The sequence below is a fragment of the Arthrobacter sp. TmtSoilC48 genome (assembly GCF_059739425.1).
Genome location: NZ_AP046049.1, coordinates 2146834 through 2171603 on the forward strand (window position 1 = coordinate 2146834; position 24770 = coordinate 2171603).

The following is a 24770-nucleotide window of genomic DNA, read 5'->3' on the forward strand; positions in this document are numbered from 1 at the left end:
GGGCCAATGCTGCGTCACGTCTACTAATCACTGTTTAACGATACGGGACTTCGTCCTGGAGGAATGCCGCGTAGGCTGTGCACATGACGGATGCTGTGGCTTTGCTGCCGAGAACGCCGCTTCAAAAACGGGTGCTCATTGTGGCAATTGTGGCTTCTTTTATCGCCATCCTGGATGGTTTCGTGGTCAACTTGGCCCTCCCGGCCATTGGACGTGAACTTGGCGGTGGCTTGGTCATCCAGCAATGGGTGGTGGATGCCTATCTATTGACCCTCGGGGCGCTCATCCTCGTGGCTGGTTCACTATCGGACCACTTTGGCCGGGCACGGATCCTCGAATGGGGGCTGGCGGGCTTTGCCCTGACGTCGGTGATGTGCGGCCTGGCCTGGAACGGGGAAGTCCTGGTGGTGTCCCGCGCACTTCAAGGGATTGCCGGCGCGCTCCTCGTGCCCAGTTCGTTGGCCATGATCATTACGTCCTTCTCAGGACCTTCCCAGTCCAAAGCGATTGGCCAATGGTCGGGCTGGACGAGTGCTGCCGCAATCGTCGGTCCGCTCATTGGCGGCGTCTCGGTGGACATGTTGTCATGGCGTGTGATCTTCTTCATCAACGTCATTCCCGCCGTCGCGATTTGGCCTCTGCTCGCGGGGCTTCGGGCGTCGGACGTGGCCAGGGACAAGAGCAAGGGAATCGACTACCTCGGCGCTGTCCTGGCCATGATCGGACTAGGTGGTCCCGTCTACGCCTTCATAGAACAGGGCCGGATGGGATGGACGAGCGTCCAGGTGTGGCTGCCGCTCCTGGCCGGTGTGGCGGCGATGGTGTTGTTCCTGGTCCACGAGGCGAGGACCAGGGAGCCCATGTTGCCGTTGAGGCTCTTTGCCATAAGGAACTTTGGGTGGGGCAACCTTGCCACGCTCGCGATTTACGGTGGGATATCGCTGGGATTCTTCGTCCTGGGCATCTATCTCCAGCAGGTTGGAGGGATGGGGGCTACCATCGCGGGAATTGCTTTGCTCCCGGCGACCGTCATCCTGATGCTGACGGCGTCCTACTTCGGTGGGCTGGCAGGAAAATATGGTCCGCGATGGTTCATGACCGTGGGGCCGCTGCTATGCGCTGTGGGCTTTCTGATGTCCCTCTCCGTCCAGGAGCCACTGAACTACTGGACCCAGGTGCTTCCGGGGCAGATCGTCTTTGGCGTGGGACTCACCACTCTCGTCGCGCCACTCACCGCAGCGATTCTGGGCGCGGTGCCCCAGGAAGAGGCCGGGATTGGTTCGGCCGTCAACAACGCCGTGGCCCGTATTGCAGGCCTCATCTGCATTGCCTTTGCCGGCCTGATCGTTGGTCCGGTGTTCACACGGCAAGGTTTGTACAATGCCTTGATTGTCACGGCGGCATTGTTCGTCATCGGGGCGGTGGCGTCCGCCGTCGGGATCCGCAACCCACAGCCCGAAGCGGCAGCTACCGTTGACAGCGACACGGATACTGCGTCCGACGACGGCGGCTCGGCCAGCCAGCGTAGCTAGCCCAGGCAGCGCATCGGGTCAGCGCGCGGGAAGCACGCAGCCTTCGTGGACTTCGGCGCTTTGGACCCAAAGTGCCGCTGTAACTTCATCCGCGAGATCGAATTCGCGCCGTTGGGCTCCGCTGCCGATCCGAACCACCAAGGCTCCGCCGAATGGTTTGCGTCCCACCACCTCAACAGGAGCGTCCAAGGTAATCTCTTCCGACGCGAGATACCGAAGAAGATCAGGATTTTCGTCGCTGATCCGCGTGATGCGGCCTGAGTGGCCTTCGTCCAACTCGATCATGCGGTACGCATGAGGGAGCTCCACGGATCCGTCAGCCGAGGGAATGGGGTCACCGTGAGGATCCCGCAGGGGGTGGCCAAGCTTGGCGGCCATGCGCTCGATGAACGTATCGGACACCGCGTGTTCCAACATCTCAGCTTCATCGTGGACTTCATCCCAGCTGTAACCGAGTTCGTCCACGAGGTATGTCTCAATGAGGCGGTGGCGCCGGACCATGGACAGCGCCAGCCGCATGCCCTCCGGAGTCAGCCTGATGGCGCTGTAGGGTTGGTGGTCCACCAAGCCCTGGTCCTTGAGCTTGCGGACCATTTCAGACACCGAGGAATTGGCAACGCCAAGCCGCAGGGCAAGCTGCGAGGACGTAATTGGTTTGTCCTGCCACTCCGTATAGGAGTAGATGACCTTGACGTAGTCCTCGATAGAGGAGGAGGGCGTACTGGTCTTCACACACCAAGCCTACCGTGGCGGGGCGCCGTGGATCTTGCGGGCCCGCCAGGTAGTCGTCACGTACGGCAATCCCAGTCGTTGGCCAGGGGCATGGCCGAGATGATCGTAGAGGTACCACGCCAGGTTGCCCATGACCTTTGCGCGGGTGGCTTCATTGGCGCGGAGGTAGTAGCTGCGCGATTTCGTGAGCTCCATGATGTCCTCCGGAGACACGGCGTCCTCCCAGCTGGTGAGATGGCTCTCCAAGTCCGTGAATTCCGGTCCGATAACTGGCCGGAAGCCGGGCTTGTGCACATCTCCGGCGTGCATGATGCGTGATAGCCGATGGACCCAGGGCACAGAGGTGTCCAGTTGGTTCCATACCAGGCCAAGAACTCCGTGGGGGCGAAGGATGCGGGCGATCTCCGTGCTGGCCTTGAGCGGGTCACACCAGTGCCAGGCCTGGGCAACGCTGACGACGTCGAATACTGAGTCCGCCAACCCTGTTGCCTCGGCCGTACCCTCCAACGCCTGAACGCAGGGATAGGACTTTCGAAGTTGCTCCAGCATGTCTGTGGAAGGATCGACGGCGGCCACCTGCAGGCCGCGTTCCACGAGCAGTGCCGTGAATTTTCCTGTGCCTGCACCAATATCCGCGGCGGACTTCGCTCCAGGAGGAAGAAGCCAAACCACTGAGTCTGTGGGATAGCCGGGCCGAACTCGATCGTAGTGTTCGCCGCCGTCCTGGAAGCTCTGGCCCAGTTCGTGGCGGCGCGTGGCATGCAGCTTGGGACCACCTGGCCTGGCAGCGCTGCCGGAAACACTTCCGCCGGAAACACTACGGGAAGGCACGGCCACGCACAGACTCCTTTACCGCGAACGCCGGTTACCCTACGAATTTACCGCACAGTACGTGTACATCAGCAACCGTGCTGTTTCAGTCAATAGTGCTGTGTCAGTCAATAGTGCAGGGTGCAGCCCCTGCGGTGCCCGGCGTGTTTGGCGCCCATTCCGGGTAGCTGCGGTGGTCGTTTGCCGGCACCCAGCGGCCTTCGTCCACTACATAGTCCCAGCCGAGACCCGTGCGCTTGAGTTCCTCGATACCAGCCAGCAGCCGCGTGGCATCCTCCAGGCGGGAGCCCACGCCGAAGCTGGCTCGCAGTGAGCCGGATGGGAGGCCCAGCCGCTTGAGGAGGGGATGGGCGCAGAAGCGGCCGTCACGAAGTCCTACACCGTGTTCGGCGGCGAGGTAGGCGGCGACCAGTCCGGCGTCGAATCCTTCCACCGAGAAATTGACCACGCCGATGGTGTCCTCGGAGTCGCTGAAGATCCGGTGGACCGTCACGCCGTCGATTGCTTCAAGTCCCTGTACGAGGTAGGAGCGGATTCCAGCTTCATGGGCATGCCAGGCATCCTGATCCAAGCCGGCGAGCACCTGCGTCGCGCGGGCCAACGTTGCCGCACCCAGGACATTGGGGGAGCCGCCCTCGTGGCGGGCGGGACCTGAGGCCCAGCTGACCGAGTCCAGGCGCGCCTCACGAACAGCGCCTCCGCCAGCAAGGTGGGGAGTACCGGCGTCGAGCCAGTCGGGACGGCCCACAACGACGCCGGCGCCGAACGGAGCGTAGAGCTTATGGCCGGAGAACACGATGTAGTCGACGTCTGCGGCGGCGATGTTGATGCGGCGGTGGGGGGCAAGCTGCGCGGCGTCCACCACAATCCTGGCACCGTATTCGTGTGCAAGTGATGCGAGTTCGGCGATCGGCAGGATTTCACCGGTCACGTTCGAGGCACCGGTGACCGCCAGCAGAGATACGCCGCCTTGGCTGAGTTCCTCGCGGAGCTTGGCCAAGGTAGCGGTCAGTGTCGAAGCAGCTACGACACTGCGGTGGGGGACGCCCTGCCAGGGAAGGAGATTGGCATGGTGCTCGATGTCCAGGTAAAGGACCTCGCCCGTTGGCTTTCCGTCGAGTTGCGGGAGGCAGCCCGCCAGCAGGTTCAGCGAGTCCGTGGTGTTCCGGGTGAAGATGACGGAATCATCCGGACGGCCGCCGACGAATTCACGGACGATGTCGCGGGAGTTCTCGTAGACCGAGGTGCTGATCTGGGAAGCGTAGCCCGCGCCGCGGTGGACACTGGCGTAGTAGGGGAGGATCTCGTTGAGATACGCAGAAACGATGGTCAACGCGGGAGCGGATGCTCCGTAGTCGAGGTTGGCGTAGCGGACGTGGCCACCCTGGATCAGGGGAGCTTGCAGCTCCGCGCCTGTGACGGCGGCCAGGGGCCTGCCCGCAGCGGCTTCGTGCGCTGCTTCTTCGACCGCAAGGGACGGCAGAACGGTGGAGTTGAACGTAGCAGTGCTCATGGGACCTCACTCAAGAGGGACCCCCTATGGGGATCCGCGCTTGCCGTATCCGTTCCGGACCGGCCAGGTCGTCACCCGGGGCACCCCACCGCGAATGGAGGGTTGCCGGCCAGCAAACCGGGGTTTAGCGCTGGCACTCGTGACCTGTAAAGAGGTTAGGCCACGCATCTGGCCTGCTCCAAAGTCGCTTCGCTTTGTTAAGCAGATTGTTACGAAGGGTCCGGAATCCCGGTTTTGGGCGAAGAAAAGACGGCGGATGCCCCGAAAAGGAGGCTTCCGCCGTCGAAAATTCTATGCTCAGCCGGTTGGCCTGTTGGTCCGCCGGGTCAGAGGAGGTCATCCAATGCGGGGTTTAGCCGCTTGAGGACCTCCGAATGGAGGATGGAGTTGGTGGCCAGGGCGTTGCCGCCGAAGGGGCCGTCCTCGCCTTCCAATGAGGTGAAGCGGCCGCCGGCTTCCGTCACGATGGGAACCAGTGCTGCCATGTCGTAAAGATTCAGCTCTGGCTCGCAGGCGATGTCAACAGCCCCCTCGGCTACCAGGCAATAGGACCAAAAGTCGCCATAGGCGCGCGTGCGCCAGATGTCTTCCGTCAACCCCAGGAACTCGTCCAGATTGCCGCGTTCCTTCCAGCCGGAGAGGCTGGAATATGACATTGAAGCATCGGCCAACCGCGAAACGTTGGACACCCTGAGCCGGGTGGCTGATGCCAGGGAGCGGCCCATGTAGGCGCCCATGTCCTTTGCTGCCCACCAACGCTTGCCCAGCGCCGGGGCGCTGACAACTCCAACGACGGGCTCGCCTTCGTCAACGAGCGCGATCAGGGTAGCCCACACGGGAACGCCCCGAACAAAGTTCTTGGTGCCGTCGATGGGGTCGATGATCCAACGCCGGGAGCCGTGGCCGCTGCTGCCGAACTCCTCGCCGAGGACGGCGTCACGGGGGCGCGAGCGTGACAATTGGCCGCGGATGGCTTCTTCCGCAGCCTTGTCGGCATCCGTCACGGGCGTGAGGTCAGGCTTGGTCTCGACCTGCAGATCCAAGGCCTTGAAGCGGTCCATGGTTTGGGCGTCCACGGAATCCGCCAGCACGTGGGCCAGTCGCAGGTCGTCGTTGTAGCTGGAAACGGGTTGGGTCATGCCACCAAACTATCGTGAAACGTTCCCTGCAGTTGGATCGCCTTGCGCCGACACTTAGTTGACCGTACCCAATTCCTTGGTCTCTTTCGCTTCCATACGCGGGTCCGCGCCCAGCAGCCGCCGGAGCGAAGACAAACGGGCCACTCCGGAAGGACCCGCGTGTCCCTCGTTCACCCAGGCATCAAGTCCGCAATTGATGGCGCCGGCATCGTGCTTGCAACCGCGTTCACAAGCTTCTGTGCCCGGTTCCAGGTCGGGGAAGGAATGCAGGATGCGGTCGGGGTCCACGTGCGCCAGTCCGAAGGAGCGGATACCGGGGGTATCGATGATCCAGCTACCCGGTGGGGCGTCTGCCAGCTTCAGGGCCAACGCCGAGGACGACGTGTGCCGGCCCCGCCCGGTGACGGCGTTGACACCACCGGTAGCCCGTTCGGCTCCCGTCAGGGCATTGACCATGGTGGACTTCCCGACGCCCGAATGGCCCAGCATGACAGTCACTTTTCCATCAAGGTGTGCCCGCAATTCGGCAACGGCGCGGCTGTCCAGCCTCGCGGACAGTCCGTCGTCGGAGCGGGCGTCAATACCGGACGCTTCATCATCTGCCGTACGGCTGATGATGATCGGAAAGTCCAGGCTGAGATAGTTGGATAACAGCTCCGCAGGATCCTTGACATCTGCTTTGGTGACAAGCAGCAGCGGCTCGATCCCGGCGTCGTAGGCTGCAACCAAAGCACGGTCAATAAAGCCCGTCCGGGGCTCCGGATTGGCCGCGGCGACCACCACCACAAGTTGGTCTGCGTTGGCCACCACCACTCTTTCGATGGGGTCGGTATCATCAGCGCTGCGCCGCAGCAGCGTCTTGCGCTCCTCTATGCGGACCAGCCGCGCGAGGGTATCCGGCTCTCCCGATACATCCCCCACCAAGGCGACGAAATCGCCGGGGACGACGGGGTTTCGTCGCAGTTCACGCGCGCGTGCAGCGATGATAATACGTTCATCGGAGGAGTCTTCTCCAACGATGGCGGTGTAGCGCCCGCGGTCCACCGTGATGATCCGGCCAATGACCGCGTCATCATGACTGGGGCGGTCTTTGGTGCGGGGCCTTGATCCTTTTTTGTTCGGACGGATCCGGACGTCGGATTCGTCCCAGGAGCGTGCGTCGCGGCCCATGGTCAGTTGCTGGCCTCACTGGTGACGGTTTCGTCCTCGCCCGTGCCCTGCTGCAGCATGGCCTCCCACATCTGCGGAAATTCGGGCACCGTCTTGGAGGTGGTAGCGATATCCTCCACCTGGACGCCCTCAACGGCGAGCCCCAAAATAGCGCCGGCCGTAGCCATGCGGTGGTCGGCGTAGCTGTGTACGACGCCGGGATGCAGAGTGGCCGGGCGGATGATCAGGCCGTCAGCTGTTTCTTCTGCGTCTCCGCCGAGCCGATTGATTTCAGCGGCCAGCGCGGCGAGCCGATCGGTTTCATGGCCACGGAGGTGCGCGATGCCGGTCAGCCGTGAAGGGCCTGTGGCCAGTGCGCACAGCGCAGCGACCGTGGGCGCGAGCTCGCTGGTTTCGTCGAAGTCGGCGCCTTTGATTTCCGGGCCGCCCTTAACCGTGAGCGTGCCGTTTTCGAGTGTCACCGTGGCACCCATCTCAACCAGGATGGACCGCCAAAGATCACCCACCTGGGTGGTCTGGGTGGGCCAGTTGGGGATCCGGACGGTTCCGCGGGTTGCCAGGGCTGCGGCAAGGAACGGGCCGGCGTTGGAAAGGTCCTGTTCGATCCGCTGGTCGAAGGCGTGGATGGGGCCAGGTGCGACCCGCCAGTGGTTGGGTACCGAATCGTCCACCTTGACGCCCACTCCGCGAAGGACGGAAACGGTCATATTGATGTGGTCCAGGCTGGGGACAGGCTTGCCAACGTGTTCCAGGTGAAGGCCTTCGGTGAATCTGGCGCCTACAAGCAGCAAGGCCGAAACGAACTGGGACGATGCGCTGGCATCGATCACCAGATGGCCGCCCCGAACCTCGCCAGTGCCATCCACAGAGAAGGGAAGGGCCGACGGCGTCCTTCCGCCTTCGGTGGCGACAGGAACTCCGAGGGCGAGCAGCGCTTCGATGATGGTTCCCATGGGCCGCTTACGGGCATGGGGATCGCCGTCGAACGTGGTTGGACCATTGCGTAGCGCAGCTAAAGGTGGAACGAAGCGCATAACCGTACCGGCAAGGCCGCAATCGATGGCAGTCTCCGCACCCGAAGCCGAAGGATCCATGGGAGTGATCTCAAGGTCCGGTCCATAATCACCGTCGCCGGGTACCTCGGTGACGGTGGCACCCAGTTGTCTGAGCGCCTGAATCATAAGGACGGAATCGCGGGAGTGAAGGGGGGCCCGCAGGCGGGAAGGGCCGTCGGCCAATGCTGCGAGGACCAGGAAACGGTTGGTGAGCGATTTTGAGCCCGGCACCGTCACTGTGGCATCCACTGGCCTGGTGGCGTAGGGAGCTGCCCAGAGGGGCAGGGTGTCGACGGAGTTTGAACCCGTGTTTGCTGCGGTGGTACCTGTCATGCTTCCTTATGCTCCAACTGCGTTGTCTACGGCCTTGCGTACTGCTTTGTCTGCCCGCTTGAGCTGCTTGCCCGTGACCTTCCTGGCGTCGGCAGCCAGGTGCTCGGCCCGCCATGCAAGGCTGGGGCGGCCTTCAGTATCGACAGAGGCCAGCAAAACCCCGCCCGTCAGGGAAATGTTCTTCAGGAGTTGGGCCCGTCGTGCGCTGCGGCCGTCCTTGGTGCTGATGTCGGCTGAGCGCCACTCCACATAGGAGTTCAGCGCGGACGTCAACGCCAGAACCGTTGCCGCGAAGCGGGAGAATTTGCCAAGTCCAAGCAGTGCGCCGGCCCCCAGCTGCGCGCCACCGATGACCCGGGCCAGGACCTTCTCGTCGGTTGGGAAGGGCAACGACTCCGCGGCGCGGCGCAGGACCGGTGACAGTTGCCTGGCAGTGTCGTCCGCGTTCTTGAGCTTGTCCAGACCTGCGATGACGAAGCTGGACGCGAGCATCGGCCGGGCGAGAAAACGGATAACAGACATGTCTTGCCTCCTGGATGGCTTGTCACGATGGTTCATGACGTTATTCACTAAGTGCTGTGTTCAAGGGGTGCAGTCTGCTCTAGTCTTGCATCTTTGCGGAATATTTACCCAGCTGCTGCCGTTGTGAACAACAAGCACGGTGAAGGCCGGGCCGCGGCATGGTGTTGCCGCTTCGCTGAACGGAGTTGGTTTTTTGACCTTGGTTAAGGACCGCGTGGGTCTGCTGGAGGCTGGCTATCCTGCACAGCGGGATTCCCGGAAGCTGACAGTAGACTTGGCAACGATGAGCACCATTGAACCGGCCGCAGCGGCCATGTACGAAGCAGCCGATCCGTCCCCGGAGGACGGCGCAGGAGACGCATCGGCACGGGCCGACGTCGATGTCGCGACGGAAACTCCCGAACAGCGGCGGGAGCGATTCGAGCGCGACGCCATGCAGTACGTGGACCAGCTGTATTCAGCGGCGATGAGGATGGCAAGGAATCCCTCCGATGCCGAGGACCTCGTCCAAGAGGCTTACACCAAGGCGTTTTCGGCTTTTCACCAGTACAAGCCGGGGACCAACCTCAAGGCCTGGCTGTACCGGATCCTGACGAATACCTACATCAACCTCTATCGGAAGCGGCAGCGTGAACCGCTGCAGTCCAACTCGGACACGATTGAGGATTGGCAGCTGGCAAAGGCCGAGTCGCACACCTCTTCCGGGTTGCGCTCGGCAGAGGCTGAAGCCTTGGACCACCTGCCGGATTCCGATGTCAAGAGCGCGTTGCAGGCCATCCCGGAGGAATTCCGGTTGGCTGTGTACTTCGCCGACGTCGAAGGATATGCCTACAAGCAGATTTCCGAGATCATGAACACCCCGATCGGCACAGTCATGTCGCGGTTGCACCGCGGCCGGAAGATGCTGCGGGACATGCTGGCGGATTACGCCGCAGAACGGGGCTTCAAGGCCCACACCGAAGACCAGGCCGCGGCCGGGAGCAACAATCAGGAGAAAGAGCAATGAGCGACTGCCAGGGATTGGGCGATTGCGACGACACACGGATGCAGAGGATCTATGAGTACCTCGACGGCGCATTGACCCGCGAGGACCTCACAGACATCAAGCAGCACTTGGACACCTGCGAGGAATGTGCTGAGCAGTATGACCTTGAGTGCCTTATCCGCACCATGGTCAAGCGTTCGTGCACGGAGTCCGCGCCAGAGAACCTCAAGAACTCAATACTTGACCGGATCCACTCCATCAAGCCGGTGGAGGCCTGATCCAGCGCCGCTGATCCGTCGCCGCTGACAAGAATGGGCCGGGTCAAGGCCCCGCAAACGCCAAGGGCCCCGGAAACCGTATGGTTTCCGGGGCCCTTGCTGTTAAGCCTTGACGCTAAGCCGATGGCTTAGGTGTTGGGACGCTTGCCGTGGTTCGCGCCGCCGCGCTTACGGTCACGACGCTTACGTGCACGCTTGCTCATAGCTGGCCTCCTTCAATGATTGATACTCAATAGAGCTGCCCTCCAGTTTCGCACATCCGGACGTTCGCTCGCGAACCGGGTGGAGCTTTGTCAGCTCCGCAGCGAATTCCTGATTGAGATGCGTGCTTGGTCCAGCACTGCACGCACTGTCTCGAGGGTTACGGGATTGAGTGGGTGCGAGGCGCTGTGTTGACGCAACTCCACGCGGATGTCATCGCGGAATGATTGGACCAGGAGCTCGGCCTCTTTGAGTATTCTGTGGCCTTCAGGGGAAAAGGCTGCCGTCCTGCTTTGGAAGGTGGCGGTCGTCGCAGTGCTGCGCGCGGCCTCCGCAGTAGCGGCGAGATCTGCCTTCAGCCCACGCATGTTGGATCTGATGTCTTCCCGAAGGTTGTCGGCCAGCCGCCGCACGGAGGCTGAGATACTATCCTCGACGTCGGCAAGCTCCTGCCGCCGCCGGTTCAGTTCCGCCAGCCCTGCTTCCGTGACGAAGTACTTGGTGCGGCGGCCCTCAGTCTCCGTAGCTACAAGGCCTTCCTCCTCCAGTTTCCCCAGACGGGGATAGATCGTCCCGGCGCTGGGGGAGTAGGTGCCGCCGAACCGGTCACCCAGGGCCTTGATCAGCTCGTATCCGTGCTTGGGTCCTGACTCAAGCAATGCCAGGAGGTATAAGCGAAGGGCGCCATGCGCAAAAACAGGAGGCATCAGAGACCCGCCTCCCCAGGCACCGGCTGGTCATTTCCCGATGCCGGCGCTGTGCCGTGCATGATGTAGGTCTTGCCGGAGACAGTATTGGTCCGCACCAGCATGAGCCTCTCATCCGGACCGACGATGGTCTGCACCTTGCTACCCGGCTGGGCATACATCTGGTCATCAATGATGACGGTGCCGCTGGCGGACTTGGCAACGATGTCCAGGCCAACATCGTGCGGCAGCCGGATGGTTAGGTCCCCTGACACCGAATTGGCTCCGAGGTCGTTGGTGTAGTCGTGGAGGTCGAAGCTGAGGTCACCGCTCACTGTGCTTGCCCTGACGTTCTTGAACCTGCCCGAGGCGGTGACTTCACCTGAAACGCTCTTGGCGGTCAGGACGCCGTCGTGGTTTCTGGCGATGACTTCGCCGCTGACGGTGTTGACGTGCAACTCACCGCTGGTCCCGTCGGCCATGACGGAGCCCGAAACTGTGTTGAGCCGGATCCGTCCCTCGATGCCGGAGACCATGCCATCGCCGTTGACTGTTCCCGCTTCGACGTCCACTCCGCGCGGAAGCGCGATCCCAACCACTACCGAGTTGGTGCTGGTGTTGTTGACGGTACCCATCAGGTTTCGGAACCAACCTTGTGGTCCTTGGAGCTGGTGGCGTACCTCCAGGCGACCGTTCACCAGCGTGATGGTCAGGGGGTCGCCGCTGATTTCGCTGACCTCGATCCGGACGAAAGGTTCGTCGTGGCTGACGACGTCGAACCTTCCCTTGACTATTCCAAGCTTGAGCGAGTGGACATCGTCCACATCGATGGTTTGTGGGCCCGTCACGGTCCAAAGCTCGTCAGACATGATCCCTCCAAATTGCGATATATCGCGTTGATGAAAACACGATATATCGCGAATGGGGGGAATGCAATGGTCCGACGGGAGGGCTACTCCGGCTGGGCGATGTTAAGCCACTGGAACCAGCCGCGGTGAAGCACGAGCCACGCAATCAATCCGTAGCCGGCCTGTCCTGGTGTCCCGCCATTGGCTGCGAGGTCCGTCCTCCACTGCTCGTGGTTCAGCAAGGGAGAGAAAGTGTCAACGTAGTGGTGGTTGCGGCGGGTGGTGACATCGGCAAATGCTGTATTCAAATCGGCCAGGCGTTTGTTGCGCGCCGGGTCAAGAGTGGGTGGAGGGCCCACCACGAACACTTCAACGCCACTGTGCGAGGCACCATCAAGAATGTTGGCCAGGTTCAACCGGCTGCGTGCCGTGGAAAGCCCGAACTCCAGGTCACGGCCGGAGAGTCCTATGACCAATCGGTTCTCGTGCGAGTCGCTGAAACGGCGGCCCGCCTCGTCCTGCCACCGTGACGCTAGTCCTTCGGTGCCTTCCATGGGGCAGGGGAGTGAGAAGCTCTCCACCACGACGGTGTCCTGGGGCGTACGGGCCAGCACCCTTCCGAGCCAACCCAAGGCGCGGGGGTCACCCAGGCCGGCGAGCAATTCATCTCCTACAGCCGCGATACGCAGCTTCCTGTCTTCCACGGTTACCTCTTCACACTCGTTACGGTCCTTGCACGGCTTTTGGATCCGGGGCCGGCTTGATGAACCGGGTACCTGTCCCATTAAACAGAACTGCCCGGCCGGAAGTGCATTGACAGCACCTCCGGCCGGGCAGTTTTCTGGCTACTTGCGTTCGAACGCCTGCTTGATCAAGGCATCCTGCTCAGCAGCGTGGCGCTTCATGGAGCCCGCGGCGGTGGACGCAGATGCCGGACGCGACACGAGGCGGAGCTTGCGATCCAGCTCCGGTGCCAGGTTCAGGCCCATGAAAGGCCACGGACCCTGGTTGGCCGGCTCGTCCTGGGCCCAGACGATATCAGCGTTCGGGTACTTGGCGAGCTCTGCATCAATCTCTGCCTTCGGCAGCGGGTACAGCTGTTCCACGCGGATAATCGCAGTCGAGGTGTCTCCGGACTTCTGGCGGTTGGACAGGAGGTCATAGTACAAGCGACCGGAAACCAGGATGACCCGGTCCACGTTGGCAGCCTCTACTTCGGGATCACTGATGACCGGCCTGAAGCCGCCCGTGGTGAAGTCTTCGACGGCGGACGCGGCGCCCTTGAGACGCAGCAACTGCTTCGGCGTGAAGATAATCAACGGCTTGCGGGGACGGCTGTAGGCCTGGCGGCGCAGCAGGTGGAAGTGCGACGCTGCCGTGGTGGGGTTGGCCACGATCATGTTGTCCTCGGCACAGAGCTGCAGGAACCGCTCGATGCGTGCGGATGAGTGGTCAGGCCCCTGGCCTTCGTAGCCGTGCGGCAGCATCAGGACGAGCGAGGAACGCTGGCCCCACTTTTGCTCAGCGGAGGAAATGAACTCATCAATGATGGTCTGGGCGCCGTTGACGAAGTCACCGAACTGGGCTTCCCACAGCACCAGGGCGTCGGGACGCTCCACCGAGTATCCATATTCAAAGCCCATGGCCGCATATTCGGACAACAGCGAGTCATAGATCCACAGTTTGGCCTGGTTGTCCGAGAGGTTGCCCAGGGGCAGCCATTCATTGCCATTGGCGCGGTCGTGGAAGACTGCGTGACGCTGCACGAAGGTACCGCGGCGTGAGTCCTGGCCGGCCAGACGAACGGGCACGCCCTCCATGATCAGCGAGCCGAAGGCCGCGATCTCGCCAAAGCCCCAGTCAATGCCACCTTCACGGGACATTTGCTCACGCTTCTCCAGCAGCTGCTTGAGCTTGGAGTGAACCGTGAAGCCCTCAGGGATCTCCAGGTGGGCCTTGCCGATGCGGGCAAGGGTCTCGGGGGAGATGGCGGTGGAAGCCGGTGAGTTGGTTCCGAAGTCGGCCTGCTGGGCAATTGGACGCTCGATGTCCGAGACAGCAGCAGAGTCAGCCGTAATGATCGGGATGGGTGACGTCTGCGCCGCATGCGTCTCAGCAAAGACCCGCTCAAGGCGTTCCTGGTAGTCGCGGAGCAGTTGCTCGGCTTCTTCCTCGGTGATATCGCCACGGCCGATCAGCGATTCCGTGTACAGCTTGCGTACCGATCGCTTGGCCTCGATCAGGTTGTACATCAGGGGCTGCGTCATCGAGGGGTCGTCGCCCTCGTTGTGACCACGGCGGCGGTAGCACACCATGTCGATGACAACGTCCTTGTGGAAGCGCTGGCGGAACTCGTAGGCGAGCTGCGCAACGCGCACCACGGCTTCGGGGTCGTCGCCATTCACGTGGAATACGGGGGCCTGGATCATCTTGGCAACATCCGTGGAGTACGTCGATGAGCGCGAAGAGGACGGCGCCGTGGTGAAGCCAACCTGGTTGTTCACGATCACGTGGATGGTGCCACCCGTGCGGTAACCGCGCAGCTGGGAAAGGTTGAGGGTTTCAGCAACAACACCCTGGCCTGCGAATGCAGCGTCACCGTGAACCATGATGGGCAGGACCGGGAAGGACTCGCCTTGGTCCAGGCGGTCCTGCTTGGCGCGGACGATGCCCTCGAGCACGGAGTCGACTGCTTCGAGGTGGGACGGGTTGGCAGCGAGGTAGACCTTTGTCTGCTTGCCGTTGTCCGAGGTAAAGGTGCCTTCAGTTCCGAGGTGGTACTTCACATCGCCGGACCCCTGGACGGAGCGCGGGTCCTGCGTGCCTTCGAATTCACGGAACACCTGGGCGTAGGTCTTGCCTGCGATGTTGGTGAGCACGTTCAGGCGGCCACGGTGGGCCATGCCGATCGCGACTTCGTCCAGGCCGTCGTCGGCAGCGTCCGAGATGACAGCGTCAAGGAGCGGAATAAGCGACTCGCCGCCTTCGAGGGAGAAGCGCTTCTGCCCGACGAACTTGGTCTGCAGGAAGGTCTCGAAAGCCTCGGCTGCGTTCAGCTTGGAAACGATGCGCAGCTGCTCTTCGCGGCTCGGCTTGGAGTAAGGGTGCTCCAACTGGTCCTGGAACCACTTACGCTCGGCCGGCTCCTGGATGTGCATGTATTCGATGCCCGTGGTGCGGCAGTAGGCATCCCGGAGAACACCCAGGATGTCGCGGAACTTCAGCTGCGGCTTGCCGCCGAAGCCACCCGTAGGCCATTCGCGGTCCAGGTCCCAGAGCGTCAGGCCGTAGGTCAGGACGTCAAGGTCCGGGTGCTTGCGCTGTACGTATTCCAGGGGATCCGTGTCCGCCATGAGGTGGCCACGCACACGGTAGGAGTGGATGAGCTGCTGGATGCGTGCAACCTTGTTGATCTCATCTGCGGGGTCAACCTGAAGGTCAGGGCTCCAGCGGACGGGCTCGTAGGGGATGCGGAGGGCTTCAAAGATTTCGTCGTAGAAGTTCTGCGCACCAAGGAGGAGCTGGTGGACCAGCTTCAGGAACTCCCCGCTGCCTGCGCCCTGGATCACGCGGTGGTCGTAGGTGGAGGTCAGCGTGAGGATCTTGCTGATGGCGTTCTGGGCGATGATCTTCTCGCTGGCACCCTGGAACTCAGCCGGGTAGTCAAGGGCACCGACGCCGATGATGGCCGCCTGTCCCTTGGACAGACGCGGCACTGAGTGAACGGTGCCAATGCCGCCCGGGTTGGTCAGGGAGACCGTGGTGCCGGCGTGGTCGTCAGCCGTGAGCTTGCCGTTGCGGGCTCGCTTGATGAGGTCCTCATAGGTGTGCCAGAACTCTGCAAAGTCCATGGTCTCAGCCTTCTTGATGTTGGGAACCATCAGGAGGCGGGTGCCATCGGGCTTGGGCATGTCAATGGCGATGCCGAAGTTGACGTGGGCAGGCTGGACGGCGCTCGGCTTGCCATCAATTTCGTCATAGTAGACGTTCATCGACGGGAACTGGGAGAGCGCGCGGACTACTGCGTAGCCGATGAGGTGCGTGAAGGACACCTTGCCGCCGCGGGCACGTGCAAGGTTGGAGTTGATGACGACGCGGTTGTCGATCAGCAGCTTGGCAGGAACTGCGCGGACGCTCGTGGCGGTAGGCACTTCAAGGCTGGTCACCATGTTGGTAGCGATGGCCTTGGCCGGTCCGCGGAGGACGGAAACGACGTCTTCTTCAGGAGCGGTGGGCGCCTTGGTGCTCTTGGGCAGCTGGGCAGGAATCGGTTGTGCGGCGTTGCCGCCGACGGGCTTCTTTGCTCCGTCCTTGGCAACCGTAGCCGGGGCTTTCTTCGCCGGAGCCGCAACCGCCGCTTCACCGGAAGCAGCCGCGGCAGGGGTGGTCGCAGGGGCAGCTTCGGGAGCAGCCGGCGCCGGTGCCGGTGCAGCCTCAGCCGGAGCTACGACGGGAAGTACTTGGGTGGGGGGATTGGCAGCGGCTGGGGCTGCGGAGGTTCCGTTGGAAGAAGTGCCGTCACCGGTATCGAAGGATTCGAAGAGCGGCCACCACTTGGCGTCGACCGAATTCTTGTCCTGCTGGTACCGCTCGTACAGTTCGTCAACGAGCCACTCGTTTCCGCCAAATTCCTCTGGTAGACGGTGGCTGGGCTGCTCTGGCACTTGAAATACGCCTCTTCCATGAGTTTTGATTTCCCGCTGGCCAAGGTTGCTTTTCCGCAACGATGCACCAGGGTCCGGGTCCCGCGAACTCAGACCTTTGTCAGTCTAGTTAGGATCGTTGGTTAACTGCCAATAGTGGTGACCTAAATCATGTTGAAGCCGACGTAATGCCGAGGCACTGCATTTTCCTTCAAGCGCGTGGGCACTGCATGGGCCCGCGGGACCTGCCCTGTAGACTGAAACCCTTATGGACAGTAAATCTAGGTGCCGGCCTGGGAACTGTCGGGGGAGCCGATCAGGCAACTCCGCACAGCGCGCCCCTCGAGCCGGCAACACCCGTTCACATGCCCATCACGCGCCGGCCTTCCGAGCCGGTGGCGCCACGGACCATGCGTCTGCGGCCCCCGATCAGCCTCCGCCGGGGCGAATCTCCCCCTTCAGCGGAACTTCCAAACTGCAAGCGCCTGCCCTTGGAGGGATGCGCTAAGTGGAATGGGTCCTTCTCCTTGCCGGCTTTGCCCTGATTCTTGGCACCGGCTTCTTTGTAGCAGTTGAATTTTCCTTGGTCGCCCTGGACCAGGCAAGCGTTCAGCGCGCAGTCGACAACGGCGACCACGCCGCAGCTCCGCTCCTGAAATGCTTGAAGTCCCTGTCCACCCAGCTTTCCAGCTGCCAACTTGGCATTACGATGACCACCCTCCTGACAGGTTTCGTCATGGAGCCATCTGTGGGACAGCTGCTTGTGGCTCCTCTGGGCCTGCTTGGCCTCAGTCTGGAAGTCGCACACTCCATAGCCCTGGTTGTAGCGATGGCGTTCGCCACCCTGTTGTCGATGCTCCTGGGCGAGCTGGTGCCCAAGAACATGGCCATCGCCCTGGCATTCCCGCTGGGCAAGAGGCTTGCCCGTGCGCAGCTCATTTTCACTGCCGTCTTCAAGCCGGCGATCGTGGTGCTCAATGGCTTCTCCAATAAGGTGCTGAACCTGTTTGGACTGGAAGCGAAAGAGGAAATCTCGGGAGCCCGCACTCCGGCCGAGCTGGCTTCCCTCGTCCGGCGCTCTGCTGAGCTGGGCACGCTCGATGCCGGCACCGCAAACTTCGTGGCGCGAACCCTGAATTTCTCGGGACGCACTGCAGCGGACGTCATGACGCCGCGCATCCGGATGGAAACGATTGATGCCGACCAGCCGGTGAGCGACATCCTCGATGCCGCGCGGCGGACCGGATACTCCCGTTTCCCGGTGATTGGTGATTCGGCCGACGACATCCGCGGCGTGGTTCATATCAAGAAAGCAGTGGCCGTGCCTGCAGATCGTCGGGCGAAGCTTCAGGCCGGGGCGATCATGACGGACGTACTTCGTGTTCCTGAGACCATCCACCTGGATGCCCTCCTCTCCGAATTGCGCGAAGGAAACCTCCAACTGGCTGTCGTTCTTGATGAATATGGTGGCACCGCCGGGATTGCAACCCTCGAGGACCTGGTTGAGGAGATCGTTGGGGAGGTCTCGGACGAACACGACAGGGTCCGCCCCGGACTTTTGCAAAGCGCATCCGGCGACTGGTACTTCCCTGGCCTCCTGAGGCCGGATGAGGTGTCCGAACAAATCCCCAACCTGAGTGTTCCCGATGAGCCCGCCTACGAAACTGTGGGCGGTTATGTGATGAGCAAGCTTGGGCGTATTGCGAAGGTGGGTGATGTGGTGCAGGCCGGCGGCGGCACGCTGACCGTGACCCGCATGGACGGTCGGAGAATTGACCGGATCTGCTTCCACCACATTGAAGAAGATGAAGCGACGCTTGAGGACACGCAGAATGACCGCCACGAAGCAGGTGCCGTATGAGTGACTGGGCAGGAATTGCCTGGCTCGTGTTTCTTTTGATCGGCAATGCTTTCTTCGTGGGTGCGGAATTCGCGGTCATGTCCGCACGCCGCAGCCAGATTGAGCCTCTGGCCCAAGCTGGGTCAAAGCGCGCGCAAACTACGTTGCAGGCCATGGAAAGTGTGTCCTTGATGCTGGCCTGCGCGCAGTTGGGCATCACCGTGTGCTCGCTCTTGATTCTTCAGGTTGCCGAGCCGGCTATCCACCACTTGTTGGCGGAGCCGCTTGAAATGGTTGGCGTCCCGATGGAGCTGGCAGATGTCATCGCCTTTGCCATTGCACTCCTCTTTGTCACGTTCCTGCATGTGACGTTCGGAGAGATGGTCCCCAAGAACATCTCGGTGTCCTTAGCGGACAAGGCGGCACTGCTGTTGGCGCCGCCGCTGGTGTTTATCAGCCGCCTGGTCAAACCGGTGATCTGGACCCTTAACTGGCTTGCGAACCACATCCTCCGATTGATGAAGATCGAGCCCAAGGACGAAGTGTCATCGTCATTCACCCTTGAGGAAGTCCAGTCGATTGTGCAGGAATCCACACGGCATGGCCTGGTGGACGATGACGCCGGCTTGCTCAGCGGTGCCCTGGAGTTCTCTGAACACACGGCCTCGCACATCATGGTTCCGTTGGACAAGCTGGTGGTCCTGAGGACAGCGTCGACTCCCGTTGAGTTGGAGAAGGCGGTCAGCCGTACCGGCTTCTCGCGTTTTCCCATGGTGGACGACGACGGCGAACTCGCCGGATACCTGCACGTCAAGGACATCCTCTCCATACCTGAGGAGGGTCGCCGCCATCCGATTGCCGAGGGGCGTATCCGTTCTTTGGCGAACCTCTCGCCGGAGGATGAGATTGAACAGGCGATGTCTGTGATGCAGCGGACCGGCTCGCATCTCGCCCGTGTTGTGGGACCGGGTGGCGCTACACAGGGCGTGTTGTTCCTTGAGGACGTGATCGAGCAGTTGGTGGGCGAGATCCGCGATGCTACCCAAGCGACGGGGATCCGCCGTCTGGGTGGTCCGCAGACCCAGCAATAGCGGGAAATTGTGGCTGGCGCCGACCCGGTTGGTCGGTGCCAGCCCTTCTAAATAGGAATCATTCCCATTTAGGGCTAGACTGAAACCACCTAGTAAATGTTTTTGATTCTCATTTGAGTAGATCCGAGGTTTCCGTGCGTCGTTCTGTCGCCCGCATGTCAATGGCCGCTTCAGTCGGCCTCGCCGCCCTGTTGCTTTCATCCTGTGCCGGCAGCGCCGGGGCAGGAGCCCCGTCTTCGTCGTCAGGCGCCATTGAAGTGGTGACCTCCACGAATGTTTACGGAGCCGTCGTGAAGGCCATTGGCGGGGACAAGGTCAACGTGAACGCGATCATCACCAAGACGAGCCAGGACCCGCATTCCTACGAAGCCAGTGCGCAAGACAAGCTGGTCATCTCCAAAGCCAAGCTCGTGGTGGAGAACGGCGGAGGCTATGACGAATTCCTCCACAAAATTGCCGATGAGACCAACGTCGGCCACGAAAATATGATCAGCGCCGTTGAGGTCTCGGGGTTGGCTCCGGAAGAGGAAAGCCACAGCGAAGCCGCGTCCTCCGAAGAGGGCCACAACCATGACCACGGTGAGTTCAACGAGCACGTCTGGTACAGCCTGGACACGATGGGCAAATTCGCTGACGCTGTGGCCAGCAAGCTCAGCAGCCTGGACGCTGCATCTGCTTCGACCTTCACCGCCAACGCCAACACGTTCAAGGCGAAGCTGACAGAGCTCAACGGGAAGCTTGCAGCCCTGAAGGAAGGCAACGACCACACTCCTGTGGCGATCACTGAACCCGTTCCTTTGTACCTGCTTGCAGCGGCCGGGCTGGAGAACAAGACTCCGGAAGCTTACAGTGCAGCGATTGAAGAAGGAACCGATGTCCCGGCGTCGGTCCTGAAGGAAACGACGGACCTGGTGGGCTCCGGCGGTGTCCGGCTGCTGGCGTACAACGAACAGACGGAAGGGCCTCAGACCGAATCTGTAAAGCGGGCTGCCGAGACTGCGGGCGTGCCCGTAGTGAACTTCACCGAAACCTTGCCGGAAGGCAAGGACTACGTGCAGTGGATGACCGACAACGTGGAATCCATCACGGCAGCGCTCAAGAAGTAGATTTCCTGACATCCCATTGCGGTGGGGGCCCCGTCGGCGTCCTAAGATATTCAGGATGGCTGCGGGGCCCTCTGTCTCTCACCAGCACAGAATCCTGCACCAGCACAGGCGCCACTCCAAGGTGCCACCACTAGTTGCGTTCCCCAGCAACGCATGAATCGAGGACAACTTTTGACACCCGTAGTGAGCCTCCGCGGAGCGAGCCTTCAGTTCGGCAAGAGGACACTCTGGCGCGATCTTGATCTCGATATTCATCCGGGGGAGTTCTTTGCCGTCCTCGGGCCCAACGGAAGCGGCAAGACCAGCTTCCTGAAGGTCCTCCTGGGGCTTCAGGAACTGAAGTCAGGAACGGTTGCGTTGGGCGGACATCCGGTGGAGCGGGGCAGCAAACGGATCGGTTACATCCCCCAACAAAAGTCCTTTGCGCCGGATACGCCTTTGCGTGCACGCGACCTGGTAGGGCTGGGCATTGACGGCCACCGGTGGGGTATGCGGCTGGCTTCAAGGAAAGTAAACCAGCGGGTAGATGAACTGCTGGAGCTGGTGGGAGCCTCGGACTATGCGAAAGTGCCCGTGGGGCAGTTGTCAGGTGGAGAGCAACAACGGCTTCGTGTGGCCCAGGCCCTGGCCACGGAACCCCAGGTACTCCTATGCGATGAACCGTTGCTGTCTTTGGACCTGCATCATCAGCAGGGCGTCAGTTCACTCATCAACGAACAATGCCACGCCCGGAACAGTGCCGTCGTTTTCGTAACCCACGAAATCAATCCTGTGATCGACTACGTTGATCGGGTGCTCTACCTGGCCGGCGGCCATTTCCGCGTCGGGACGCCACAGGAAGTCATGACCACCGAAGTTTTGTCCGAGCTTTACAACAGCCACGTGGAAGTTATCCATACCAACGGAAGGATCGTCGTCGTCGGGCTTCCGGACGCGACCACGCACTTCCACGACGACGCGCACGCCACGGCTGGGCAGGAGTTCTAAATGGACCTCAACGGAATCCTGCAGACCATCTTCAACTTCGAGAACTATGGCGAATTGTTGGCACTGGTTCAAAACTCCATTTGGGCCGGGGCTGTCCTGGGACTTCTAGGCGGACTCGTCGGCACGTTCGTGATGAAGCGGGACTTGGCGTTCGCCGTCCATGGCATCTCTGAGCTGTCCTTTGCGGGTGCCGCTTTTGCCCTGCTGATCGGTGCCGATATCATTTTCGGCTCGCTGATCGGCTCGGTGGCTGCGGCACTGCTGCTGGGACTGATGGGTGTCAGGGCCCGGGACAAGAACTCGATCATCGGCGTGATCATGCCGTTCGGGCTTGGCCTGGGCATCTTGTTCCTTGCCCTGTACGAGGGCCGCGCCGCAAACAAATTCGGACTGCTCACCGGCCAGATCGTTTCCGTGGATACTGTCCAGCTCCAGGCACTCGCGGGAACGGCTGTCCTGGTGATGATTGCCCTCGGGGCAATCTGGCGCCCGCTCAGTTTTGCCAGCGTGGACCCTGAAATGGCTGAAGCCCGCGGTGTTCCCGTTCGGGGCCTGGCGATCGGCTTCATGGTGCTGCTGGGGGTCAGTGTGGCTTTGTCCATCCAGATTGTCGGCGCACTGCTGGTTTTGGCGCTGCTTATCACACCGGCCGCTGCCGCACTGCGGGTTACCACGTCACCACGCCTGGTGGTGCTTTTGAGCGTTGTGTTCGCGACCGCCGCTACTGTCGGTGGAATTCTGCTTGCCCTTGGCAGCCGGATACCGATCAGCCCCTATGTCACCACGTTGTCATTCCTTATTTACGTGGTGTGCCGCGTGATCGGGCGGGTGCGGGCCAACCGTGGCCTCAATGGCCGCGTCTCACGGGAGCAGCCTGCCGGCGCCCTTTAGAGCTTTCCGGCGGCCTTCCTGGCAGTGCATTCAGGGCATAGTCCAAAGATTTCCACGGTGTGCGCCACCTCGGTGAAACCATGCTCGGCGGCTGTTCGGGCCGCCCAGGTCTCAACCGCCGGGGCTTCAACTTCCACAGCCTTGCCGCAGTTCCTGCAGAGCAGATGGTGATGGTGTCCAGTGACGGTGCAGCGGCGGTATACGGCTTCGCCCTCCCCGTTGCGCAGGACATCAATGAGTCCGTCGTCGGCAAGTGACTGCAGGATGCGGTAGGCAGTGGCAAGGGAGACTGAGATGCCCTTGTTCTGCAGGAGGCGGTACAGTTCCTGGGTGCTGACGAAGTCGTCCAATTCATCCAGCGCCGCGCTAACGGCCAGGCGTTGCTTGGTGACGCGCTGCTCCTTGACGCCTGTCACCACCGGCGAGGCTGGGCCGCTCGTGACGGAATTGGTGCCTTGTGGCATTGAAAGACTCACTTCCCTGGAAACGCTGGCAAACCCCAATTTTACCAGTAGGGGAGGCTTGGAAACTGTCGGCGGCCGCCCCTAGGCTGTCACCATGAAGCTCACCAAGTTCACGCATGCCTGTATCCGGCTGGAGAAGGACCGGCGGGTCCTGGTCATCGATCCCGGCACGTTCTCCGAGTCCGAAGAAGCGTTGGCAGGTGCGCACGCTGTCCTTGTAACGCATGAGCACAACGACCATATTGATCGGCCGGCCGTGCTTGCGGCCCTGCGCAGCAACTCTGCGCTTGAGGTCTATGCGCCGGCAGGTGTTGCAAAGTCCCTTACTGAGGCCGCAGAGGGCGACGCAACTGGATCCGACGCTGGATCGGACACCGTGGCCAAGCGGATCCATATCGTCGAACCGGGATCCGGTTTCGAGGCTGCGGGGTTCCAGGTGCGAACCTTCGGTGGCCAGCATGCCGTCATCCATGCCCAGATTCCCGTGGTGTCCAACATCGGTTACCTGGTGGATGGGAACGTCTTCCACCCGGGTGACTCATTCGTGGTTCCGGACGGAATCAACGTCCAGACGCTCCTGGTGCCCATCCATGCGCCCTGGTCCAAAGTGGGGGAAGTGGTGGACTTTGTTATCTCGGTGCGCGCGCCCAAAGCGTTCCCCGTCCATGATGGCCTGCTTAACGAGCTGGGCCGGGGGATCGTGGAAGGCCACGTCACCCGCATCGGTGCCCGCTACGGAACCGCCTACACGCGACTCGCACCCCTGGAGTCAGTAGAGGTTTAGCCGGTCCACGTCCCGGTTTCGTGGAAGTGGTCAAGGACCGCTTCGTACGGCGCGGGGTCCAGCCCTTTGCTGGCCAGCCAAGCGGCGTCGTTATAGCTCCCCGCATAGCGATCGCCGCCGTCGCACATGAGCGAGACGATGCTTCCCTTCCGCCCTTCCGAGACCATCCGGGCCACGAGTTGCCAGACGCCCCAAAGATTGGTTCCCGTGGAGGGTCCTGCATGCAATCCAGTGAGCTTACGCAGGTGCCGCATGGCTGCCACAGAGGCTGCGTCCGGGACCTGGATCATGTGATCGATGACAGCCGGGACGAAGCTCGGCTCCGCGCGGGGACGGCCTATGCCTTCGATCCGGGACGGCAATCCCGTGGCGGCGGCAGCATTCCCATCCCGCCAGGCCGGGTAAAAAGCAGAGTTCTCCGGGTCCACCACGGCAAGGCAGGTGCTGTGCCTGTTGTATCGCAGGTATCGACCTATGGTTGCGCTTGTGCCGCCGGTTCCTGCGCCCACCACAATCCACTCGGGAACCGGATGCTCTTCGAGGGAGAGCTGCTGGAAGATTGATTCGGCGATGTTGTTGTTGCCCCTCCAGTCCGTGGCGCGCTCGGCGAAGGTGAATTGGTCCATGTAGTAGCCGCCGGACGTTTTCGCTGTCTCCTCCGCCACGGCGTATACCTCTGAAGCGTGGTCCACAAGGAGGCAGGCGCCCCCGAATTCCTCGATGAGGGCGATCTTTTCCGGGCTGGTGGTCTTGGTCATGACAGCGATGAACGGCAGGCCAATGAGCCTGGCGAAGTACGCTTCGGAGACCGCCGTGCTGCCACTGGAGGCTTCCACGATAGTGGTGCCCTCCGTGATCCAGCCATTAACCAGGCCGTAGAGGAACAGAGAACGGGCCAGGCGATGTTTGAGGCTGCCTGATCGGTGTGTCGACTCATCCTTGAGGTAGAGCTGGACTCCCCAATATTCGGGCAGTGGGACTGCGTAGAGGTGCGTATCTGCCGAACGATTGTTCTCAGCTTCGATCTTGCGGATGGCCTCGCTGGCCCAAGCCCTGTCCTGAATGCACGAATTGCTCACCGGACAAGCGTACCGGCGGGGTATGGAAGGCAAGACTAGGCTGGATGAGTGGCATGGGTA

23 protein-coding genes and 1 riboswitch are annotated in these 24770 nt (G+C 61.7%); of the genes, 9 read left to right on the plus strand and 14 right to left on the minus strand.

Annotation, left to right across the window (positions count from 1 at the left end):
- Positions 1-77 precede the first annotated feature (77 nt).
- Positions 78-1532: an MFS transporter gene (locus tag AC6I97_RS10120; protein WP_497944816.1), complete on the plus strand. Its 1455-nt coding sequence runs from the start codon at positions 78-80 to the stop codon at positions 1530-1532.
- A gap of 18 nt (positions 1533-1550) precedes the next feature.
- On the opposite strand, the gene AC6I97_RS10125 is transcribed toward AC6I97_RS10120, so the two are convergent.
- The 7 genes from AC6I97_RS10125 to AC6I97_RS10155 all read right to left on the minus strand — a co-directional run bounded on the left by AC6I97_RS10125 (position 1551) and on the right by AC6I97_RS10155 (position 8827).
- The gene (locus AC6I97_RS10125; protein WP_224088030.1) at positions 1551-2264 is read right to left on the minus strand and encodes a metal-dependent transcriptional regulator; all 714 of its coding nucleotides are present in this window, start codon (positions 2262-2264) and stop codon (positions 1551-1553) included.
- Positions 2265-2273: 9 nt separating this feature from the next.
- A complete protein-coding gene (locus tag AC6I97_RS10130) occupies positions 2274-3095 on the minus strand; it encodes a class I SAM-dependent methyltransferase (protein WP_497947029.1) in 822 nt (273 codons plus the stop codon).
- A 103-nt stretch (positions 3096-3198) separates the two neighbouring features.
- Complete coding sequence (locus tag AC6I97_RS10135; protein WP_497944817.1) at positions 3199-4608, minus strand: aminotransferase class V-fold PLP-dependent enzyme; 1410 nt, start codon at positions 4606-4608, stop codon at positions 3199-3201.
- Between the two features lie 31 nt (positions 4609-4639).
- A riboswitch (SAM riboswitch) is annotated at positions 4640-4753 on the minus strand.
- Between the two features lie 181 nt (positions 4754-4934).
- Positions 4935-5747 (minus strand): histidinol-phosphatase, encoded by an 813-nt coding sequence (gene hisN, locus AC6I97_RS10140; protein WP_224088029.1) that lies wholly within the window; start codon positions 5745-5747, stop codon positions 4935-4937.
- A 54-nt stretch (positions 5748-5801) separates the two neighbouring features.
- The gene (rsgA, locus tag AC6I97_RS10145; protein ID WP_497944818.1) at positions 5802-6917 is read right to left on the minus strand and encodes a ribosome small subunit-dependent GTPase A; all 1116 of its coding nucleotides are present in this window, start codon (positions 6915-6917) and stop codon (positions 5802-5804) included.
- Positions 6918-6919: 2 nt separating this feature from the next.
- Entirely contained in the window at positions 6920-8305 is a 1386-nt protein-coding gene (aroA, locus tag AC6I97_RS10150; protein WP_497944819.1) for a 3-phosphoshikimate 1-carboxyvinyltransferase, read from the minus strand.
- Positions 8306-8311: 6 nt separating this feature from the next.
- Positions 8312-8827: a DoxX family membrane protein gene (locus AC6I97_RS10155; protein ID WP_224088024.1), complete on the minus strand. Its 516-nt coding sequence runs from the start codon at positions 8825-8827 to the stop codon at positions 8312-8314.
- 193 nt (positions 8828-9020) lie between these two features.
- Between AC6I97_RS10155 and AC6I97_RS10160 the strand changes: the two genes are divergently transcribed.
- Both AC6I97_RS10160 and rsrA read left to right on the plus strand, forming a co-directional pair.
- On the plus strand, positions 9021-9833 hold the full coding sequence (locus AC6I97_RS10160) for a sigma-70 family RNA polymerase sigma factor (protein WP_275964554.1): 813 nt from the start codon (positions 9021-9023) through the stop codon (positions 9831-9833).
- Positions 9830-10090 (plus strand): mycothiol system anti-sigma-R factor, encoded by a 261-nt coding sequence (gene rsrA / locus AC6I97_RS10165; RefSeq protein ID WP_224088022.1) that lies wholly within the window; start codon positions 9830-9832, stop codon positions 10088-10090. The genes AC6I97_RS10160 and rsrA overlap by 4 nt, the downstream gene beginning before the upstream one ends.
- Positions 10091-10218: 128 nt before the next feature.
- Here the strand turns inward: rsrA and AC6I97_RS10170 are convergent, their stop codons facing one another.
- The 5 genes from AC6I97_RS10170 to AC6I97_RS10190 form a co-directional block, all read right to left on the minus strand.
- Positions 10219-10293, minus strand: a complete 75-nt coding sequence (locus AC6I97_RS10170; protein ID WP_369299106.1) for a 50S ribosomal protein bL37 — start codon at positions 10291-10293, stop codon at positions 10219-10221.
- A gap of 90 nt (positions 10294-10383) precedes the next feature.
- Positions 10384-10998, minus strand: coding sequence for a PadR family transcriptional regulator (locus AC6I97_RS10175; protein WP_497944820.1), 615 nt, complete (start codon positions 10996-10998; stop codon positions 10384-10386).
- The gene (locus tag AC6I97_RS10180; protein ID WP_497944821.1) at positions 10998-11846 is read right to left on the minus strand and encodes a DUF4097 family beta strand repeat-containing protein; all 849 of its coding nucleotides are present in this window, start codon (positions 11844-11846) and stop codon (positions 10998-11000) included. The genes AC6I97_RS10175 and AC6I97_RS10180 overlap by 1 nt, the downstream gene beginning before the upstream one ends.
- Positions 11847-11929: 83 nt before the next feature.
- Positions 11930-12529, minus strand: a complete 600-nt coding sequence (locus AC6I97_RS10185; RefSeq protein ID WP_216923989.1) for a GDSL-type esterase/lipase family protein — start codon at positions 12527-12529, stop codon at positions 11930-11932.
- A 141-nt stretch (positions 12530-12670) separates the two neighbouring features.
- On the minus strand, positions 12671-16489 hold the full coding sequence (locus tag AC6I97_RS10190; RefSeq protein ID WP_309928917.1) for a multifunctional oxoglutarate decarboxylase/oxoglutarate dehydrogenase thiamine pyrophosphate-binding subunit/dihydrolipoyllysine-residue succinyltransferase subunit: 3819 nt from the start codon (positions 16487-16489) through the stop codon (positions 12671-12673).
- A 487-nt stretch (positions 16490-16976) separates the two neighbouring features.
- Between AC6I97_RS10190 and AC6I97_RS10195 the strand changes: the two genes are divergently transcribed.
- The 5 genes from AC6I97_RS10195 to AC6I97_RS10215 all read left to right on the plus strand — a co-directional run bounded on the left by AC6I97_RS10195 (position 16977) and on the right by AC6I97_RS10215 (position 22383).
- Positions 16977-18329, plus strand: coding sequence for a hemolysin family protein (locus tag AC6I97_RS10195; RefSeq protein ID WP_224164710.1), 1353 nt, complete (start codon positions 16977-16979; stop codon positions 18327-18329).
- The gene (locus tag AC6I97_RS10200) at positions 18326-19399 is read left to right on the plus strand and encodes a hemolysin family protein (protein ID WP_497944822.1); all 1074 of its coding nucleotides are present in this window, start codon (positions 18326-18328) and stop codon (positions 19397-19399) included. Before AC6I97_RS10195 ends, AC6I97_RS10200 begins: the two co-directional genes overlap by 4 nt.
- A gap of 155 nt (positions 19400-19554) precedes the next feature.
- Complete coding sequence (locus tag AC6I97_RS10205; protein ID WP_497944823.1) at positions 19555-20505, plus strand: metal ABC transporter solute-binding protein, Zn/Mn family; 951 nt, start codon at positions 19555-19557, stop codon at positions 20503-20505.
- 153 nt (positions 20506-20658) lie between these two features.
- Complete coding sequence (locus AC6I97_RS10210) at positions 20659-21492, plus strand: metal ABC transporter ATP-binding protein (protein ID WP_497944824.1); 834 nt, start codon at positions 20659-20661, stop codon at positions 21490-21492.
- Positions 21493-22383 (plus strand): metal ABC transporter permease, encoded by an 891-nt coding sequence (locus AC6I97_RS10215; protein WP_497944825.1) that lies wholly within the window; start codon positions 21493-21495, stop codon positions 22381-22383.
- Here the strand turns inward: AC6I97_RS10215 and AC6I97_RS10220 are convergent.
- Entirely contained in the window at positions 22380-22847 is a 468-nt protein-coding gene (locus AC6I97_RS10220) for a Fur family transcriptional regulator (RefSeq protein WP_224164705.1), read from the minus strand. The two genes, AC6I97_RS10215 and AC6I97_RS10220, sit on opposite strands and share 4 nt — an antisense overlap.
- Positions 22848-22941: 94 nt before the next feature.
- Between AC6I97_RS10220 and AC6I97_RS10225 the strand changes: the two genes are divergently transcribed.
- The gene (locus AC6I97_RS10225; protein ID WP_497944826.1) at positions 22942-23631 is read left to right on the plus strand and encodes an MBL fold metallo-hydrolase; all 690 of its coding nucleotides are present in this window, start codon (positions 22942-22944) and stop codon (positions 23629-23631) included.
- Here the strand turns inward: AC6I97_RS10225 and AC6I97_RS10230 are convergent.
- On the minus strand, positions 23628-24710 hold the full coding sequence (locus AC6I97_RS10230) for a PLP-dependent cysteine synthase family protein (protein WP_497944827.1): 1083 nt from the start codon (positions 24708-24710) through the stop codon (positions 23628-23630). The two genes, AC6I97_RS10225 and AC6I97_RS10230, sit on opposite strands and share 4 nt — an antisense overlap.
- Positions 24711-24770 lie beyond the last annotated feature (60 nt).

Bases quoted from the DNA above. Each gene is read 5' to 3' on its own strand.
- AC6I97_RS10175 (WP_497944820.1), bottom strand. From the start codon at position 10,998: ATGCCTCCTGTTTTTGCGCATGGCGCCCTTCGCTTATACCTCCTGGCA.
- AC6I97_RS10155 (WP_224088024.1), bottom strand. From the start codon at position 8,827: ATGTCTGTTATCCGTTTTCTCGCCCGGCCGATGCTCGCGTCCAGCTTC.
- AC6I97_RS10135 (WP_497944817.1), bottom strand. From the start codon at position 4,608: ATGAGCACTGCTACGTTCAACTCCACCGTTCTGCCGTCCCTTGCGGTC.
- AC6I97_RS10225 (WP_497944826.1), top strand. From the start codon at position 22,942: ATGAAGCTCACCAAGTTCACGCATGCCTGTATCCGGCTGGAGAAGGAC.
- AC6I97_RS10180 (WP_497944821.1), bottom strand. From the start codon at position 11,846: ATGTCTGACGAGCTTTGGACCGTGACGGGCCCACAAACCATCGATGTG.
- AC6I97_RS10215 (WP_497944825.1), top strand. From the start codon at position 21,493: ATGGACCTCAACGGAATCCTGCAGACCATCTTCAACTTCGAGAACTAT.
- AC6I97_RS10205 (WP_497944823.1), top strand. From the start codon at position 19,555: ATGTCAATGGCCGCTTCAGTCGGCCTCGCCGCCCTGTTGCTTTCATCC.
- aroA (WP_497944819.1), bottom strand. From the start codon at position 8,305: ATGACAGGTACCACCGCAGCAAACACGGGTTCAAACTCCGTCGACACC.
- AC6I97_RS10200 (WP_497944822.1), top strand. From the start codon at position 18,326: ATGAGTGACTGGGCAGGAATTGCCTGGCTCGTGTTTCTTTTGATCGGC.
- hisN (WP_224088029.1), bottom strand. From the start codon at position 5,747: ATGACCCAACCCGTTTCCAGCTACAACGACGACCTGCGACTGGCCCAC.
- rsrA (WP_224088022.1), top strand. From the start codon at position 9,830: ATGAGCGACTGCCAGGGATTGGGCGATTGCGACGACACACGGATGCAG.
- AC6I97_RS10220 (WP_224164705.1), bottom strand. From the start codon at position 22,847: ATGCCACAAGGCACCAATTCCGTCACGAGCGGCCCAGCCTCGCCGGTG.
- AC6I97_RS10210 (WP_497944824.1), top strand. From the start codon at position 20,659: ATGAATCGAGGACAACTTTTGACACCCGTAGTGAGCCTCCGCGGAGCG.
- rsgA (WP_497944818.1), bottom strand. From the start codon at position 6,917: ATGGGCCGCGACGCACGCTCCTGGGACGAATCCGACGTCCGGATCCGT.